This window comes from Vibrio gelatinilyticus, assembly GCF_022836845.1.
GTDB lineage: Bacteria > Pseudomonadota > Gammaproteobacteria > Enterobacterales > Vibrionaceae > Vibrio > Vibrio gelatinilyticus.
On sequence record NZ_JAJNNZ010000008.1, the window covers coordinates 115,171 to 133,267 of the forward strand.

An 18,097-nucleotide genomic window follows, 5' to 3' on the forward strand; every position below is an offset into this window, starting at 1 on the left:
AGAGAATTCCACCGTCCTTTTTGATAAATAAGATATAATGCAAAAACGAAATTTTTATATGCAGTTACGACATGTGGAATGGACACTACTTAGTTGTAATTCATACCAATAAGGATATTGGTCATTTGGGTTATAGGACTAACCACAGGCTAGACGTAGAGCGAAAACAGCGCTCAGCATCTAGACTTTATTAAAATACAAATAGCATTTGATGGTAGAGCGAATAAGCAAGCATTAAAGTTGGATTGCATTTCAGCCTCTCTGACTGGCTCGATTCAGTACTGCTGTAATAAGGTATAAAGTTATGTTGTCCATTTTCGACATTTATAAAGTTGGCGTAGGCCCGTCAAGTTCCCATACAAATGGCCCTATGATCGCTGGCTATCAATTCTCTCAGTTGATTTCTAAAAAACTGGTATCGGTATCCCGCATTCGAATAGACCTATACGGTTCACTGTCGCTAACTGGTATTGGACACCATACCGATCGCGCCACCATTCTTGGTCTTTTAGGTAATCAACCCGATACCATCAAAATATCTAGCGCTAACGCCACGATGCGCAAGGCCATTACCGATGGCGTTCTGCCTCTTTCTGGAATCCATGAGATTGCGTTCAACTATAAGCGCGACATGATCTTTCACGAGGAAAACCTCCCTCTTCACGAAAACGGTATGACCATCTCTGCCTTTGATAGTGAAGGGAATCGTATTGGTTTCGAAACCTACTACTCCATTGGCGGTGGTTTTATCGCCACGGCTGACGAGCTTACGAGTGGAAAATCACAAACAGACGTCAGTGTGAGCTTTCCATTTAACAGTGCCGATGAAATGCTAGCGCTTGCTGAAAAGCACGGTATGAGCCTTGGCGGCATGGTGCTTCGCAACGAGTTGGCTTTCAAGGACATCGAAGAGATTAATGCTAAAACCGAGCAGATTTGGCGCGTGATGACGCGCTGTATGGAACGTGGTTTTGAGACAGAAGGCATCTTAGACGGCGGCCTTAATGTAACTCGCAGAGCCCCTAACCTTCTTAAGAAACTGGAAGCGAATGCCGCTATTGAGAATGATCCGATGGAAATCATGGATTGGATCAACCTCTTTGCTTTTGCGGTCAGCGAAGAAAACGCGGCTGGCGGCCAAGTGGTTACCTCCCCAACGAATGGCGCCGCCGGCGTCATCCCAGCGGTGCTCATGTATTACCATCGTTTTATCAAAGAGCTGGACACCAAACAGCTTAAAGATTTTATTGCGGTTTCTGGCGCGATTGGCATTTTGTACAAAACCAACGCCTCCATATCGGGTGCCGAGGTTGGCTGTCAGGGCGAGGTCGGAGTTTCTTCTTCGATGGCCGCGGCAGGATTAACCGCGCTCCGTGGTGGCAGCAACGAACAGATGTGCATTGCCGCAGAAATCGCGATGGAGCATTCACTAGGGATGACTTGTGACCCTATTGGCGGTCTGGTTCAAGTTCCTTGTATTGAACGTAATGCGATGGGAGCAATGAAAGCGATCAACGCCTCTCGAATGGCCCTAAAAAGAACAAGTAAATGCCTGATTTCTCTTGATAAAGTTATTGATACCATGTATCAAACAGGTAAAGATATGAATAAGAAATATCGAGAAACGTCACAAGGTGGTTTAGCGCTTATCCACCTGGCACCACCTTGCGAATAACCTTATAGAACGTTGGCGAGATAACCCAGAGGTCACGCATTGCGTGTCGCTGGGTAGTTCACAAGTTATGCATAGCAGGTCTGCGCCCAACGAGCCAGGCCTGCTGTTACTGAGCCAAAGTAATTACCACCAATCACCGGAACATTAGGTAACACCTGCTGAACCGCGTCACGTAAGATCGGCGAACGAGCCGAGCCTCCCGTCATAAATATCGCGTCTGGCTGAGTTTGTCCCCGTTGTACCGCTTCTTTAACCAATTCTATCATTTTACTTTTTGGTGAATCGATGGCTTCAATCATCTGCGACTGACTAATGTCGATTTCAATCGCATCGCTAAGGTGAGCCAATTTGGCAGCGAAATGCTGGTTGTCAGACAGCGCGATTTTGGCCTCTTCTGCTTTGCGCACTAAATGATGCCCTAACGTATCAAAATAGACCTGCAATAATCGGGAAAGTTTGCTTGGATCCTGTGCCATTTTCTGTAGTGTTTTTAAATCCGCCAGGTTTTGTCGAGCATAGAACGACTTCTGTGCCTCTACATTATTGATTGCAATTGGATTCCAAAACTGAGTGATTGGCATGTCAATGCCACTCGTCGCTTTACTCCCTAATCCAAACGCAGGCATAAGGCGTTTAAACGCTAGATAGATATCCAGATCATTTCCTCCCACTCTTTGACCACTATGGGAAAGTAGACTGGCACTACGATCTGATAACGTGCGATAGCTTGGTCCCATCTGAATTAACGAGCAATCGGTGGTACCACCACCAATATCAACCACCAATACCGTCATATCTTTAGTTAGTGACGCTTCATACTCTAAACCCGCAGCAACGGGTTCGTATTGGAATTGAACATCTTGAAACCCTGCTCTTTTTGCGGCAGAACTGAGTATGCTGATGGCTTGTTTGTTCGCCGCTTCCCCCCCTCGGCCATGAAAGTTGATCGGCCTTCCGATCACCGCCTGATGTATGGTTTGCTCAAGTTGTGATTCGGCTTGATGTTTAATATTGGCCATCATGCTGCAAACAAGATCTTCAAAAAAACTCAATTGGTTCTCATGAAGTCCTGAAGCACCAAGAAATGATTTGGGGGATTTGACATAGTAGACCTCACCAGGCTCTTGCAAATAGGTATTAAGTGCGCCTTCACCATAGTGGACATCGTCCTGCTCTAGGCGGATATCTTCTTCCTTATTAAAGGCAATAGAACGTCGCAATAGGCGTTCACCGATATCACCGCTCGGTTGGATGTCGCGAAATCGAAACAAGTCTTCGGAAACCGATTCACGAGTAGGAGCACAAATTGTTGAGGGAATATACGGGTTGCCCTTTTCCAGCGCGACCAACTCTGGTTGGTCACCTTGCATAACAGCCACCGAACAGTTAGCCGTTCCGTAATCAAATCCTATGTACATTTGCACCTCAACCACAAGAAAAAAGGTCGAGCATGCTAACCGAAATTTGTGCTCAGGGCTACTGTTATCGCCCAATTCACATTGGGCTGCAACCTTACTTGTCATTGGGGCGGAACTGTCGAGCCATCACCTTGCGGTTAAACGTTAACTCACGCACTTCAAAGCTTGCTGCCCCGCCTGCTTTGTCACTAAGTACTGCGCCAAGACTTCTGCTTCTTCCTGGCTAAACTCAAGACCGAGTTTACTTCTTCTCCATAAAATATCGTCAACAGACACTGCCCACTCTTGGTCAATCAAATAGTCCACTTCAGCTTGAAATAAACCGTGGCCAAAACAATGCCCTAATTCAGTCGTCGATGTTTTTCCTTCAAGGAACTGGTAAACGAGTGTTCCATAGGCCTTAACCCAACGACAAATAATAGCAATATCAAGCCAGGCATAATCTTTATGAACGCGTTCGATAAAAGCATCTCGGCACGAGAAATTCCCCCCTGGTAAGACGGCATCTTTTGTCCAACCTGATCCCATGTGTGGGAAAAAGGGCAAAAGCTTATCAACGGCCGCTTGTCCAAGTTTTCGATACGTCGTCAACTTGCCGCCGAAGATTGACAATAGCGGTGCTGACGCGACTGATTGGTCAAGCTCAATGGTGTAGTCTCTTGTTACCGCTTGCGCATCCGACGATTCATCTTCGCATAACGGTCGAACGCCCGACCAAGCTGAGATGACGTCATTGGGTAGCACTTTATTGTTAAAATGTTGATTGACAATCTCGCACAGATATTCAATCTCTTCATTATCTATCTTGACCTCAGCAGGGTCTCCGGAAAATTCCACATCAGTCGTGCCTATCACCGAGTAGCGATCTAGATAAGGTAAAACGAACACGATGCGCTTGTCCTCGTTTTGCAAAATAAAGGCGTGATTTTCCTGATACATTTTTGGCACTATCACATGACTTCCTTTCACCAAACGGATCCCTCTTGGCGAGCGCATTTTGAGTTGAGAATCAAAAAAACGGTCGACCCATGGGCCAGCTGCATTGACTAACGCTTTGCTTCTCACTGTTTCGACCTCACCCGTCAAGGTGTTTTCTATATCAATGTCCCAGTTATCTTCACTGCGCTTTGCACCAACACATTTAGAACATGTGGCAATATGAGCGCCTTTTTGTTGTGCGAGTTTGGCGTTAATCACCACCAGTCGTGAGTCATCAACGGCACAATCTGAATATTCAAAACCTTCTTTCATTTCGGGCAGTAAAGGACCAGATTCATCAAACCTGACATGCTTACTGCCTGGTAAAGAGATTCGCTTGCCCAGGTTGTCGTAGAGAAACAATCCGGCTCGAATCATCCAGGCCGGACGCAAGTGTGGGCGATGGGGGAGCTGAAAACGCAATGGTGAAACTAGATGAGGCGCATTTTTTAACAGAACTTCGCGCTCAGCCAGTGCCTCTGAGACTAAACGAAACTCATAATGTTCGAGGTAACGCAATCCACCATGAATCAGTTTGCTACTCGCAGACGAAGTAGCCGAGGCCAGATCATTCATCTCATACAAGGCCACTTTCAGGCCTCGGCCGGCGGCATCAGCAGCAACAGCGACACCATTGATCCCACCACCAACTACCACCAAATCATAATGCTTTTGATAATTATCCATACTCAGACACACTCGTTTAAATTCGTATATGTTCGTTTGTGCTCATTTATAGTTAATATAAGCATCAAAAACGAAAAGATCGAGCATTATTTATACATCACAAGAAAATAGTGAACAAAGTCCTATATAGCGAGGAATGAGAGCCATATCTTTGCAAAACACCAATTAATTATTTAACATTATTGACAATTAGATGTGACATTTCACTGGTCATTGTTTGCGAAAACGAAAGTCACATGGAGCGAGTAATTGTTCAAATTAGGAAGAGGACAATATGGGAAAAAATAACAAAGTCGTCGTTGCATTGGATCAAGGCACCACCAGCTCCAGAGCCATTATTTTTGACCATGATGCGAATATTGTCAGTACCGCGCAGCGTGAATTTACCCAGATCTACCCTAATGCAGGATGGGTTGAACATGATCCAATGGAGATTTGGGCGACTCAGCGCTCCTCCCTTACGGAAGTTCTTGCTCAATCGGACATTGAGAATGACGAAGTCGCTGCTATAGGCATTACCAACCAACGAGAAACCACTATCGTTTGGGATAAAAATACTGGCCAGCCTATTTACAATGCTATCGTGTGGCAGTGTCGCCGCACCGCAGAGTACTGCGACCAACTCAAAAGTAACGGGCATGAGGACTATATCCGTCAAACCACTGGTTTAGTCATCGACGCCTATTTTTCAGGTTCAAAAATCGCGTGGATATTAGACAACGTTGAAGGCGCACGCGACAAAGCTGAAAATGGTGAGTTGCTCTTCGGAACAGTAGATACATGGCTTATCTGGAAGTTGACGCACGGTAAATCGCACGTCACCGATGTGACCAACGCTTCAAGAACCATGCTTTTTAATATTCATACCTTGCAATGGGATCAAACTCTGCTGGATCTCTTCAACATCCCAAAAGCCATGTTGCCGGAAGTAAAATCAAGCAGCGAAATCTACGGCTATACAAACATTGGCGGCGGCAGTGTTGATATTCCAATAAGTGGCATCGCTGGCGATCAGCAAGCGGCTCTTTTTGGCCAGCAATGTCTTAAAAAGGGCATGGTAAAAAACACCTACGGCACTGGTTGTTTCCTACTAATGAATACAGGAAGCAATGCCATCAATTCTAAACATGGCTTGCTAACCACAATCGGCTATCAGATTGGTGACGAAGTTACCTATGCGTTAGAGGGCAGCGTATTTATGGGCGGTGCTACGATTCAGTGGCTTCGAGATGAACTTGGTCTGATCCAAGATGCCTCAGACACCCAATACTTCGCAGAAAAAGTGGACGACACCAATGGTGTTTATCTTGTGCCTGCCTTTGTTGGCTTGGGTGCTCCGTATTGGGATCCACATGCAAGAGGCTCACTAACGGGTCTGACGCGAGGCACCAATCGTAATCATATTATTCGCGCTGCACTTGAGTCCATTGCCTACCAAAGCCGGGATGTCCTTCTAGCCATGGAAGAAGATTCAGGCATAAAACTGAACCAAATTCGTGTTGACGGTGGCGCTGTAGCCAATGACTTTTTGATGCAGTTTCAAGCCGACATTATGGGTAACAAAGTTGTTCGCCCTGTGATTAGGGAATCAACAGCGTTAGGCGCTGCAATGCTAGCCGGACTTGCGGTTGGTTTTTGGAACTCAAGAGTGGAACTGGCGGATAAGAAAGAGATAGAAAGAACCTTCTCTCCCAAGCTCGATCGCAGTGCTCGCGAGCAGCTCTACAAGGGTTGGTTAAACGCAATTAAACGAACGCGCTCTTAGCGGAAAGATTTGCTATTCATAAATGACGTAAAGGTGAGTATAAACTCACCTTTTCTATTGTGAACTCGACAGGCCAACGCTTAGTACGTGGAAAGCCGCTTTACTGACAGACTATCAAATCGACATCATTTTGCTCAATCACTTCGACCAAACTCGCCGGAGGCAAAATATCGGTATACAGCGCATCGACCTGAGAGATATGCCCCAAATTTACCATTGCTCCGCGATTAAACTTACTGCTGTCCGCCGCTAGAATCGTTTGCCCAGAGCACGCGATGATCGCTTGAGCGATTCGCACTTCAGAAAAATCAAAGTCCAACAAGCTGCCATCTTCATGAATACCCGATATACCAATAATGCCAAAATCCAAACGAAACTGCTCAATGAATTCTTTCGCCGCCTCACCAATAATGCCGCCATCCTTATTACGGATCTGGCCGCCTGCCACAATCACCGTGAAGTCGTCTTTGACTCTTAAAATATTGGCAACATTGATATTGTTAGTCACTATTTTAAGATCCCGGTGCTCTAAGAGTGCCGATGCAACCGCTTCGGTGGTCGTACCGATATCGATAAACAAAGAGGAGCCATTGGGAATACGTTTAACCAATTGCTTAGCGATGTAAGACTTCTCTGTTTGGAAGTGAATCTTTCGAGTGGAATACGCTTCGTTCTCAGTACTTGAATGCAAAGATGCGCCGCCATGATGTCGACTGATCACACCTTGATTCGCTAGTTCATTTAAGTCGCGTCGAATCGTCTGTGGGCTTACACTCAGCTCGTCAACAAATTCCTCTGTGGTCAAAAAGCCACTTTGTGCCAACATGGACAGTATTTCTCGATGACGTTGTGTTTGCTTCAACTTAAACTCCCTGTGTTGAGCAGGCTTAAAACACTAGCAATAGTAATGAGTTAAGCCAGAGATTTCACCTTAAAGCGGCAATTTTGCGTTGCTACGCCAATTCTTGATAAACGCTATTAAGCGAAGATCTAACCTTATGACCCAAAGCCAAAACCTCTTGGCATGGCTCAACCAAATCGGGGATTTGATATGTGATCGTGTTGGCAGCTACTGCGGAGCGCACACCATTGTTTGAATCCTCAAAAGCAAGGCACTTATCCGGGGCGATATTTAACCGCTTAGCCGCTAACAAGTAAATTTCAGGGTGAGGTTTACCCTGTTCGACTTCGCAACCAGTGCTGATGTGATCAAAATAGTGGTTTAAGCCCGCTAACTCAAGTTTACGCTCTGCGACATTTCGTTGGGTAGAGGTCGCAACGGCAATCGGGATATCATTGCCCTTTAACCAGTTAAGTAGTTGAACAACCCCTTCTTTTACTGGAATAGCCTCGTGCATCACCACATTTTGATATCGTTCACGCCATTCACGATTGACCGCTGGATAATCAAAGTCATCACCGTAGCCCGCTCGGAATATTTTTTCTATTCCCGCTGCATTACAACCAATGATGCTCAGGTAAATGTCTTTTTTAAATGGAACCTGTAAGGTCTCACAAGCTTGGCTAAAGATTTTCATGCAGACACGCTCGGTGTCAAGCAAGAGTCCGTCCATATCAAAAATCGCAGCTTCAAAATTAAGGTCTTTCATTGTATCAGCCTCAATCCTTATTTTGTTGACGCTTATGCTTAGGCACATAGTTCAGAATAGAAATAGGCACTTCTTTACGCGGGGCAAAACCCTCGATTTCTCGACGCTCGATTAAGTGACCGAGACGACTTTCAATCATACAAAGGTTTTTAAAATCATCTTTCGATACTAAAGAGATAGCTTCACCTATCGCCCCTGCTCGCCCGGTTCGGCCAATTCGGTGCACGTAATCATCCGCTGGATATGGTAAGTCGTAATTCACGACTCGGCTTAAATCCTGAATATCGAGTCCGCGCGCCGCGACACCTGTTGCCACCAGATACTTAATCTTGCCCGCTTTGAAGTCTTCCAATACTTGGGCTCGAACCGCCTGATTCCGTCCACTATGGATGGCTTCAGCATCAATACCGCGTTTTTCTAATTGAGAAACCAGTTTTGCCGCGCCATGCTTGGTTTCAATAAAGATCAATGCCTGATCCCATTCATTTTCCTTGATTAGGTGGCTCAACAACGAGGATTTTTTATCCTTGTCTACCGTAGTTAACCACTGCTCGATATTGGCTTTAGAGGCACTGTGCTTAGCAATGGAAATCTCTTTAGGGTTGTGAATAGCTGAGCGAGCTAAATCCCTAACTGGGTTTGACAAAGTGGCCGAAAATAGGAGGCTCTGTGAATCTTCAGGTACGCGAGCGATGATTTTATTGATATCTTCAATAAAACCCATATCCAGCATTCTGTCGGCTTCGTCCAATACCAACACTTCGATTTCTTCGAAATGAACCGCTCGTTGGGTATAGAGATCCAGAAGTCGCCCAGGCGTAGCAACAAGAATATCGACACCATCAATCAGCTTTTGCTTGGATGGCTTATCATCAACACCACCATACACAGCCAAAGATTTAATGGCCGTGTGTTTAGCGTAGGCGGCAATGTTGTTGTCCACCTGGATGGCCAATTCGCGCGTAGGCACGACTATCAGAGAGCGAATACGCTTCTTGCGCTGTGTTTCACCTTTAGCGAGGCGTTCCAAAATAGGCAATACAAAGCTGGCTGTTTTACCGGTACCGGTTTGCGCTGCGGCGATCAAGTTATCGCCAGCTAGGACAATAGGTATCGCCTTGTTTTGTATTTCAGTCGGTGTGTCATAACCTTTTGTTGTAACGGCTTTGACAATGGAATCACTCAGTCCAAGTGCAGAAAATGACATATTCACTCTCGAAAGTAAGAAAAAAATAACAGACGGGCTTGTCTAAAAATCGCAGCGCATTCTACCACACAGCCTAAATGGCACGAACTACAGATTGTGAGTTTCTTTTTATACAGATAGATAAAAAAACCACTCCCTCAAAGATAGGAGTGGTTTTCGTGCATGGACAGCGTCAATCTCTAACAATTACGCTCTATGTTTTGAGTTTTTAGCTTTAAAGGCTATGCACAGTATGATTTTGCGATAGCCGCACCTAAACGAGCATTGTTAAGAACTAACTGAATGTTCGAATCCAGGCTGTTGCCACCGGTGAGTTCACACACGCGAGCCAACAAGAAAGGCGTTGATTCTTTGCCCGCAATACCTTGCTCTTCGGCTTCAGCTAGTGCTGTATCGATCGCATTGGTGATCACTTCAACTGGCATTGCATACTCTTTAGGGATTGGGTTAGCCACCACAACACCACCTTTAAGTGACATTTCCCATTTGGCTTTCAATGCCATTGCGATATCTTGCGCCGTATCTAATCGGTAATCTACGCTGTGCTCACTTTCTCGAGTATAGAAAGCTGGCAGGCTCTCCGTTTGATAGCCAATAACGGGTACGCCCTGGGTTTCTAGGTATTCACGAGTTAACGCAAGATCAAGAATTGACTTCGCGCCTGCACAAACTACTGCCACATCGGTATTGGCTAGCTCTTGCAGATCAGCCGAAATGTCAAAGGTTTCCTGAGCGCCGCGATGAACGCCACCAATTCCACCTGTCGCGAATACTTTTACACCCGCCATTTCTGCCAAAATCATGGTCGCTGCAACCGTGGTCGCACCATCTTTTTTGCCTGCAACCATAAATGGAATATCTCGACGGCTCACTTTGGTGACCGCTGTTCCGGCTTTTCCAAGGTATTCGATTTCTTCTTTACTCAGACCGACCTTTAAACGCCCTTCAATAATTGCAATTGTTGCAGGAACCGCACCTTGTTCGCGAATGGTTTCTTCAACCAATAGAGCCGTTTCAACATTGCGCGGATATGGCATACCATGAGAAATAATTGTTGATTCAAGTGCAACAACTGGCTGATTATTCGCAAGCGCTTGTGCAACCTCAGGTTGGATATCTAAGTATTTCTCTAACATGTAAACGATTCCTCTAATAAATTATGTACCGCTTGCTCTGACATAACAGAGTTAATGGTGGTATTGGCAAGCAATGCCAGACGCGCTGCACCTAATGCAAAATTGACCGTTTCGTCCCATGACCAGCCTTGCAGGAAGCCATGTGATAGACCCGCCATTAGAGCATCGCCCGCGCCGGTGACATTGTTAACTTGTGTTTTTTCTGCAGAGATACGCTGGCCGACGCCATCGACACTGGCATACGCCCCTTTCGCACCTAAGCTGATTAAAATGTGTTTTACACCTTTACCATGCAGTGTATTTGCAACTGTTGGTAGATCCTCATCACTATTGATTGTGACGCCAGATAGCAGCTCAGCTTCCAAGCGATTCGGCTTTAACGTGTGGATATGTGACAAATACGGAATAAGCTTTGAAGCTTTAACGGAAGAGACGGGATCGACCAGTATCGCTTTATCCCCATGTGCATGAAATAGATAATCAAGCGCACTGTCACTCAAATTGGCATCAATAACGATCGCAGAACTGCGATTGAGTACGCCCGAGCGCTTAGCTAGCTGTTCTGAGTTGAGCTCATCGATGAGTTTCATATCATTCAGAGCTAACTGCATTTCTCCGTCAGGACCATGAATAGAGAGGTAATTACTTGAGGTTCTTCCCGACATAACCAAACTATGTTCAACCCCCACATGAGCGTTTCGGCAAGATTGCAGTAACTGCTCTCCCCAAGCGTCACCTCCGACAACTCCGATAAACTGAACAGAGCTGCCTAAACGTCCCATATTATCTGCGATATTGCGCCCGACGCCACCAGCACTGCTTGTTAGCGAGCCTGGGTTAGAGTCACCAACAATCAATGTGTTATCAGAACGCCCACACAAATCCATATTGGCACCACCAATAACCACTGCATACTTTTCTGGAGCGATAATATAACCCTTTCCTTGTATAAAGCCCTTACGCATCAAATTCATAATATGGCCAGCAACCGCACTGCGACTGCAGCCCAGCTTCTCTGCTAACACATTTTGTTGAATCAAAGGATCATTTTTAAGGATGTCTAGAACTTGCTGCTCTCGCTCAGTCATAACACATGTCCGTATTGCAAACATTTGTTTGCAAGTTACCGATATCTTCTTTGCAAAGCAAACGTTTTCCTAAGTTGCAAATGTCATTTGATAAGTCGATCACAACTCATTCAAAAATCACTGAATATGAATATTTCTTTCTAAGAGCGTGAATTCCTCCAAATCAACACCACACATTTCGTGATTCAGATCACACAAGTAGCATTGTAATTTTTCCGCAAGCCACATTTTTTCAACACATTCAACAGCACACATTCACCTGCCTTTTCCTTTGAATACCTTTCATTCAATCAAGATTCACAAGAACAATCAAAAATGAAATTCTTTATCAAGGTGGATGCTTTAGTTAATGATCAAGAGAGTATTTGATACTCAGTTTGTGCTCAAAAGGCGAGTGCTCGCGTTATAAACCCAGCTACAAATGTTAACGACATGTAGTAAAAAGTGGCATTTAACCTAATCGATTCATTAATTTACAGATATTTGTCACAGAATGTTTCAGATTGTATAGTCCACCACCTTGCAAAAACACACATCAATAGAGGTATAACAATGATTACAAATGATGCGGTTACCATGGGATTGCTTGCCGTCATTCTCGGCGTGGTATTCATCACCGAAAAGAGTGATCACCCAGCACTCAAAAAATTCTATTCCGTCGTTCCTGGCCTGCTGCTTTGCTACTTCTTACCTTCACTTCTTAACACTGCAGGGCTAATCGACGCAGCGAATTCAAATTTATATTTTGTGGCGAGTCGTTACCTACTCCCCTCTGCGTTGGTACTACTGATCATATCTGCAGACCTTAAAAAGATTTGTGGATTGGGTTCAAAAGCCATCATCATGTTTTTAACCGGCACGCTTGGTATCATGATTGGCGGACCTGCTGCGATCATCATTATTGATTTCATTAGCCCAGAGTTAGTTGCAGGTGATGTTTGGCGTGGCCTAACAACTGTTGCAGGATCGTGGATTGGCGGTGGCGCTAACCAGGCTGCTATGAAAGAAGTATTCAATGTAGATGGCACACTATTTTCAGCCATGATTACCGTCGATGTAATCTGCGCTAACATTTGGATGGCTATTTTGTTGATTATGGCCGGCCGCCAGAAAAAAATGGATGCGTGGCTCAAAGCGGACACGACCAGTATTGATGAACTTAAGCATACAGTTGCCGCTTATGAGAAAGAAAACGCTCGCCCTATCACCACAACCGACATTGTAAAGATTGTTGCGGTAGCCTTTGGTTTAACCGGCGTTGCTCACTTTTTTAGTGACAAAATCGCACCATGGATTGAGTTGAACGCTCCCTACCTAGAAAAATACAGCCTAACGTCTGGTTTCTTCTGGCTAATTGTTATCTCGACCACCCTAGGCCTTATCGCTTCTATGTTTAAGTCATCACGCTCTTTAGAGCATGCTGGCGCGTCTAAAATCGGCTCTGCTTTTATCTACATTCTAGTCGCGACTATCGGTATGCAAATGGATGTCACTGCAATTCTCGACAACCCTGGATACTTCTTAATTGGTATTACCTGGTTGACAATCCATGCATTACTGATGATTGGCGTTGCAAAGTTAATCCGTGCTCCGCTGTTCTTTATGGCTGTTGGTAGCCAAGCGAACGTTGGTGGTGCAGCTTCAGCTCCTGTGGTAGCAGCAGCGTTCCATCCGGCTTTGGCTCCAGTTGGGATCTTACTTGCCGTTCTTGGTTATGCTTTGGGCACTTATGGTGCATACATTAGTGGCCTGTTAATGCAAGCGGCCGCCGCGTTCGGATAACGTACTCCCTTTTAACGAAGACACACGAAATTCACAAGGTGCCTATATGGCACCTTTTTGTTTTTTTGCTATCAAGTGCTCTGCGCGTTAAATCTTGTAGCACTTTTGATAACGATACCTTTTGACTTACACGTGTACGCTGATATTCTAGCGTACAAGTGTACACTAAAGGAGATTCCCCGTGGCTAATGAAAGCAAACCGCCCCTAATATGGCTCAACATCGTACTGTTTCTATCGACGTTCATAGTCGCAATTGTTCTTGTTCCACTCTATGGGTACTTCTATGGATACTCCACCGCCCACTTTGTATGGTTAGTCATCAGCTTCACTTATTGTGGTATGTCAATTACTGCCGGATATCATCGACTATGGTCTCACAAGGCTTATGAGGCATCCAAGTCACTTAAGTATATCTACGCTTTAGGTGGTGCGTTTGCCCTACAAAATAGCGCTCTTCATTGGTCATCAGATCATCGGGTGCACCATAAGCACGTCGACAACAACGATAAAGACCCCTATTCAGCTAAAAGAGGATTTTGGTATTCTCATATTGGCTGGATGTTGCGTGAGTATCAAAGCGAACGCTACAGTGATTACCGAAACTGCCGAGATCTACAAAAAGACAAAGTGGTTACCTGGCAACACAAGCACTATCTTCCCCTGGCTCTTACCATGAACTTTGGAGTTCCGATACTGCTCGGTTTCCTGCACGGTGACATTATAGGAATGTTACTTATTGTGGGCGTACTGCGCTTAGTGTTAAGCCATCACACCACCTTTTTTATCAACTCTTTGGCCCACCTTTGGGGCAGCCAACCGTACACCAATAAAAATACTGCAAAGGACAACGGGTTATTGGCGTTTTTAACCTTTGGTGAGGGCTATCATAACTATCACCATATTTTCGAGAATGATTATCGAAATGGAATTTATTGGTGGCAATTTGATCCCACTAAATGGTTTATCAAAGCTGCATCCTTTTTTAAACTTACTAGCAAGCTAAAGAAAGCACCAAGCAGCAAAATCGAGCTGGCAAAAGCCAAGCAAACATTGCAAAACACCCAACACTCTTTGGCCTCTTGCTCTGGTACTCAACAGGCGCTGACTGAGCTAGAAAATGAGTTCTTACGCCTAACCAGAAGCGTGACAGAGTTTTATGAAACCAAAAAGCATTTTCTGCAGATAAGTCAGAAAGGCATGAGTGAAAGCTATGAGCGCTCTCTGGTCGCGATCCGCCTTGCGCAAGCCAAGTGCGAATTGGTCCAGCAAAGAAAGCAATGGCAGGCACTCATACAATTGACGTTAACCAAGTATTCAGTTCAGAAAAGTTGACGGTGAGTGACGGTAAATAGACTAGCGGTAACGATTAAAATAGCATGTTGCACCCAATTTAAGGTCGTTTCATGCTCAAGAGTCAACTTTGGTCTGTCAGTCAAGCGTCAATAGGTATCGTTCAGTGGATTGGTATCGCTATACTCTTTGGCCCTACCATTCTAGAGAGAACGGGCAGCGGCCTTTTAGTTGGTCAGGCGATGCTCATATTGGGGCTAAGCGGTTTAGTCGCTCCAATGCTTGGTGGCCTTGCCGACAAATTCCATGCGCATCGACCAATGCTAAGATTTGCACTTTTGTGTCATATCTCCGCATTGGCGTTGTTACTTTACCCCGCGCAGTGCGATAGCTACTACTGGCTGATAGCCTTGTTGTTTGGTCTCGGTAGCAACTTGCTGTTTGTGTTAAACCCCACCTTCGCGGTGAAACTTAATCCTAATAGCTCCGACAAGGCCAAAAGCCTGAAACTACTTTTTCAACTACAAATGCTTGGAGTGGTTATTGCTGGATCTGTAGTTGGATTAATGGATCGCTTGGACTACTCCACTAACTTACAGATTTCGGCCCTATTGATCTTAGACATTTGCTGTTTCACGATACTGTGCCTGAATCCTCCCGCCCCGCTGCCCTGCCACCGCTCAGAAGCCGATACGCACGAGAATGCTACTCATGGCAGAACGTGGCTACTTTGGCTCACTTTTATTTTTACCACGTTCATTTCAATGTTTGTGGGTTCAAATATGGTCGAAATGGGACCGCTCATTATTAACAAAGGGTTTTCAATCGAGTTGTCAAACTCGGCGTTTGGAATGGCTCTTTCTGCTCTTGTGACAATATTTGCACTTGTGCCTGCCGGAAAATGGATGGAGCGCCACGGCTCTATCGGTTTGTGGCTACTTACCGTTTTAATCAACTTAATTGTCGGCGTGAGTATTTGGGCAATGTTTGGTCACTCATTACTAAGTTTACTACCAATGTCATTGATCATTTTTTCTATCATCAATGGTGCTTGGAACGATATTTCATTAGCCGCTCTTGCCGATGAGTTAAGCCCAATGACACCCGCTGCAACTCAAGGGCTTGTCGCTGCCGCGATTTCACTAGGATTTGCTATCGGGACTTTTATTGTTGGCTGGCTATTTGAGCTTAATGCTGTTGCTCATGTCATGGCTTTCTTGGCAATTAGCGGCGTTGTATTGGGGGTACTAGGTGCGATTGTGTGGCTGCTATATCGCAAACAATCAGCGCTGTAACTAACCTAATTGTATGGCAGTCAGTGAGTGAGTGAGTGAACCACTGTACGGCGAATAACTAGCATGTTTTAACAACTGATGTTTGATTTCGACCTGCCATTTTTGACTGATAAAGAGCTTTATCAGCTCGTTTTAGCCAATCGATATGACTACTGTAATCTGAGTCAAATTGGCACACACCAAGGCTGATGGTGTAACTTGCTTCATGTTCCGAGCACATCACTACCGATTGCTCAATGCGTTTTCGCAGTCTTTCGGAAAAATAAAACGCCTGTTCTGCCGTTGTCTCTTTTAAAAGCACCGCAAACTCTTCACCACCATAGCGCCCACACACGTCGTCGCCCCGCGCGGTATGAATGAGTTGCTCTGCGGCCGCTCTTATCACTTCATCACCGAACGCATGACCAAAGTTGTCATTAACACTTTTAAAATGATCGATATCGAACATAACCAGAGTCGCTACCTGTCCCTTGGTTTTGCATTCCTGATAAACATCAATCAGGCACCTCTCCCAATGGGTCCGGTTATATAGGCCTGTCAGCCCGTCTGTGCGCCCTATCTCGGCCAACTTTGCATTGGATCGTTTCAAAAACATCTTGCTCTTGGCAACATCCGAGACGTCTTGCAACATGATCGCAAAATGCGTGACTTCTCCGCGCGGTGATTTGAGTGGTGTAATAACCATATTCTGGTACATGTTTTCAAGCCCCTGTGAGACGGGCGAAAAATTCTGGAACTCAAAAATGACGGGCCGATCTTCCCAGTTCGAGAAGCCGCGCGTTTTCAGTATCTCTGTCGACGCTATTTTTGCCTTCAACCATTTCACGGGTAAATTGGGGTAATGCTCAAACAAGTTCTGCCCCATGATTTTATCCGCATTAACGCCACTGTAATTTTGCATGAAACTATTCCATGCACAGACCTGGTAATCTCGGTCGATCACAATGAGCCCTGCGTCTAACGTATCAACAAGTTGCATCGTCCAATGGAAATCGGACAAGTCAAGCGTCATGGTCGTCAATAGGAGCCCTCCATCAACTGGCAAATTACATCAACCGATGGTGCGTCGAGTAACAACAAAATGTCACAACCGAGATCCATAGATTCGGCTTCGTAGGTGTATTCAATAACAAATATCTGTTCTGTGTCTTTCATTTCAGATTTCTTCGGAAAGAACTCTTCGACACGAAGTGGCTGGCGCAATGAAAATTCGATACCCAATTGATTGGATAAAGATATTAAAAAGGACGACACCAGCAAATTAACAACATTCACGATGATCTCATCATGAGAAGAGTCTGTAGTATCAAACCCTAATCGCTGCCCCACCAAAGTCACACAGTCACTGCGAACACAAACCAACGCTTCACCATGTAGGCCTCCGCCCACAAAGCGTTGAGAAACTGCACAGGTATTTTTTCGTGCCAATGAATCTTGAATGGTCATGGTGACTTCACCAAAAGTGATTTCACCGACAACGGGAACAGGAAGCTGAATAAATTCTTGTAGATGATCGGCAATCGTTGCCGCGCCAGACCCCAATGCTATATTGGCAATTTCTCTGAAGCACTCGATACTTTCCACACGTGTCAAGGAAGCTTGCTTCAGTTTAAATTGACAAAACTCAATGCCTAAATCATGAAATAATGGAATGGCCGAATTAGGATGAAGAGGCTTTTCGATAAAAGCTTTGGCTCCAAGTTCGAAACACCGCTGTTTCGCTTTATCTTGGATATCTGCTGACACCATAACAACTTTTAAGTTACTAGGTATGGGTTGAAGAGCGAGTAGCACTTCAAAACCGTCCATAACGGGCATAGTGATATCAAGAAATAAAACATCAACGTGATGCTGGCTCAATATATCAAGCGCTTGGGCACCATCATTGGCGTACAATATTGATACATTTTGAGTCGTATCAATACAATTACCAAGAGATTTTCTCGCTATTGATGAGTCATCACATATCAGTATTCGCATGCATCCATTCATTATTGTTATATTTGTAACAATTTATAATAAACAGAATTTACGTCTAATTACCATTACTATTTTGAATGAACATCACAGATTTGACGCCCTTCACGCTAAGTAGAGACGATAAGTATAATTATGCTAAGCGCACAACAAAGAAATTCATAACATAGAGATGAAAACGCGCAAAA

The 18,097-nt window shown here is 44.9% G+C and carries 14 protein-coding genes; 5 read left to right on the forward strand and 9 right to left on the reverse strand.

From position 1 onward, the window contains the following. Positions 1–304 precede the first annotated feature (304 nt). Positions 305–1,675: an L-serine ammonia-lyase gene (locus LNL84_RS11730; protein WP_244357531.1), complete on the forward strand. Its 1,371-nt coding sequence runs from the start codon at positions 305–307 to the stop codon at positions 1,673–1,675. A gap of 65 nt (positions 1,676–1,740) precedes the next feature. Here LNL84_RS11730 and yegD read toward each other — a convergent pair whose 3' ends face one another. Both yegD and glpD read right to left on the reverse strand, forming a co-directional pair. After that, positions 1,741–3,093 (reverse strand): molecular chaperone, encoded by a 1,353-nt coding sequence (gene yegD / locus LNL84_RS11735; protein WP_244357534.1) that lies wholly within the window; start codon positions 3,091–3,093, stop codon positions 1,741–1,743. 144 nt (positions 3,094–3,237) lie between these two features. Next, positions 3,238–4,758 (reverse strand): glycerol-3-phosphate dehydrogenase, encoded by a 1,521-nt coding sequence (glpD, locus tag LNL84_RS11740; RefSeq protein WP_244357536.1) that lies wholly within the window; start codon positions 4,756–4,758, stop codon positions 3,238–3,240. 274 nt (positions 4,759–5,032) lie between these two features. On the opposite strand from glpD, the gene glpK reads away from it, so the two are divergent. Beyond that, complete coding sequence (gene glpK, locus LNL84_RS11745; protein WP_244357539.1) at positions 5,033–6,523, forward strand: glycerol kinase GlpK; 1,491 nt, start codon at positions 5,033–5,035, stop codon at positions 6,521–6,523. A gap of 100 nt (positions 6,524–6,623) precedes the next feature. Here the strand turns inward: glpK and LNL84_RS11750 are convergent, their stop codons facing one another. The 5 genes from LNL84_RS11750 to LNL84_RS11770 all read right to left on the reverse strand — a co-directional run bounded on the left by LNL84_RS11750 (position 6,624) and on the right by LNL84_RS11770 (position 11,564). Continuing rightward, on the reverse strand, positions 6,624–7,385 hold the full coding sequence (locus LNL84_RS11750; protein WP_244357542.1) for a DeoR/GlpR family transcriptional regulator: 762 nt from the start codon (positions 7,383–7,385) through the stop codon (positions 6,624–6,626). 91 nt (positions 7,386–7,476) lie between these two features. Then, complete coding sequence (locus LNL84_RS11755; RefSeq protein WP_244357545.1) at positions 7,477–8,133, reverse strand: HAD family hydrolase; 657 nt, start codon at positions 8,131–8,133, stop codon at positions 7,477–7,479. Positions 8,134–8,143: 10 nt separating this feature from the next. Then, positions 8,144–9,340, reverse strand: coding sequence for a DEAD/DEAH box helicase (locus LNL84_RS11760; RefSeq protein ID WP_244357548.1), 1,197 nt, complete (start codon positions 9,338–9,340; stop codon positions 8,144–8,146). Positions 9,341–9,561: 221 nt separating this feature from the next. Further along, entirely contained in the window at positions 9,562–10,476 is a 915-nt protein-coding gene (locus LNL84_RS11765; protein WP_244357550.1) for a pseudouridine-5'-phosphate glycosidase, read from the reverse strand. Next, the gene (locus tag LNL84_RS11770) at positions 10,470–11,564 is read right to left on the reverse strand and encodes a PfkB family carbohydrate kinase (protein WP_244357553.1); all 1,095 of its coding nucleotides are present in this window, start codon (positions 11,562–11,564) and stop codon (positions 10,470–10,472) included. The genes LNL84_RS11765 and LNL84_RS11770 overlap by 7 nt, the downstream gene beginning before the upstream one ends. A 552-nt stretch (positions 11,565–12,116) precedes the next feature. Here LNL84_RS11770 and LNL84_RS11775 point away from each other — a divergent pair. The 3 genes from LNL84_RS11775 to LNL84_RS11785 all read left to right on the forward strand — a co-directional run bounded on the left by LNL84_RS11775 (position 12,117) and on the right by LNL84_RS11785 (position 15,932). Next, complete coding sequence (locus LNL84_RS11775; protein WP_244357556.1) at positions 12,117–13,346, forward strand: DUF819 family protein; 1,230 nt, start codon at positions 12,117–12,119, stop codon at positions 13,344–13,346. A gap of 181 nt (positions 13,347–13,527) precedes the next feature. Beyond that, on the forward strand, positions 13,528–14,679 hold the full coding sequence (locus LNL84_RS11780) for an acyl-CoA desaturase (RefSeq protein WP_244357559.1): 1,152 nt from the start codon (positions 13,528–13,530) through the stop codon (positions 14,677–14,679). A 71-nt stretch (positions 14,680–14,750) separates the two neighbouring features. Further along, positions 14,751–15,932: an MFS transporter gene (locus LNL84_RS11785; RefSeq protein WP_244357561.1), complete on the forward strand. Its 1,182-nt coding sequence runs from the start codon at positions 14,751–14,753 to the stop codon at positions 15,930–15,932. Between the two features lie 58 nt (positions 15,933–15,990). Here LNL84_RS11785 and LNL84_RS11790 read toward each other — a convergent pair whose 3' ends face one another. Together LNL84_RS11790 and LNL84_RS11795 are read right to left on the reverse strand one after the other, a co-directional pair. Beyond that, positions 15,991–16,944 carry a sensor domain-containing diguanylate cyclase gene (locus LNL84_RS11790; RefSeq protein WP_244357722.1) on the reverse strand — a complete coding sequence of 318 codons (954 nt, stop codon included), beginning with the start codon at positions 16,942–16,944 and terminating at the stop codon, positions 15,991–15,993. Positions 16,945–16,949: 5 nt separating this feature from the next. Further along, the gene (locus LNL84_RS11795) at positions 16,950–17,912 is read right to left on the reverse strand and encodes a response regulator (RefSeq protein ID WP_244357564.1); all 963 of its coding nucleotides are present in this window, start codon (positions 17,910–17,912) and stop codon (positions 16,950–16,952) included. Between the last annotated feature and the right edge of the window lie 185 nt (positions 17,913–18,097).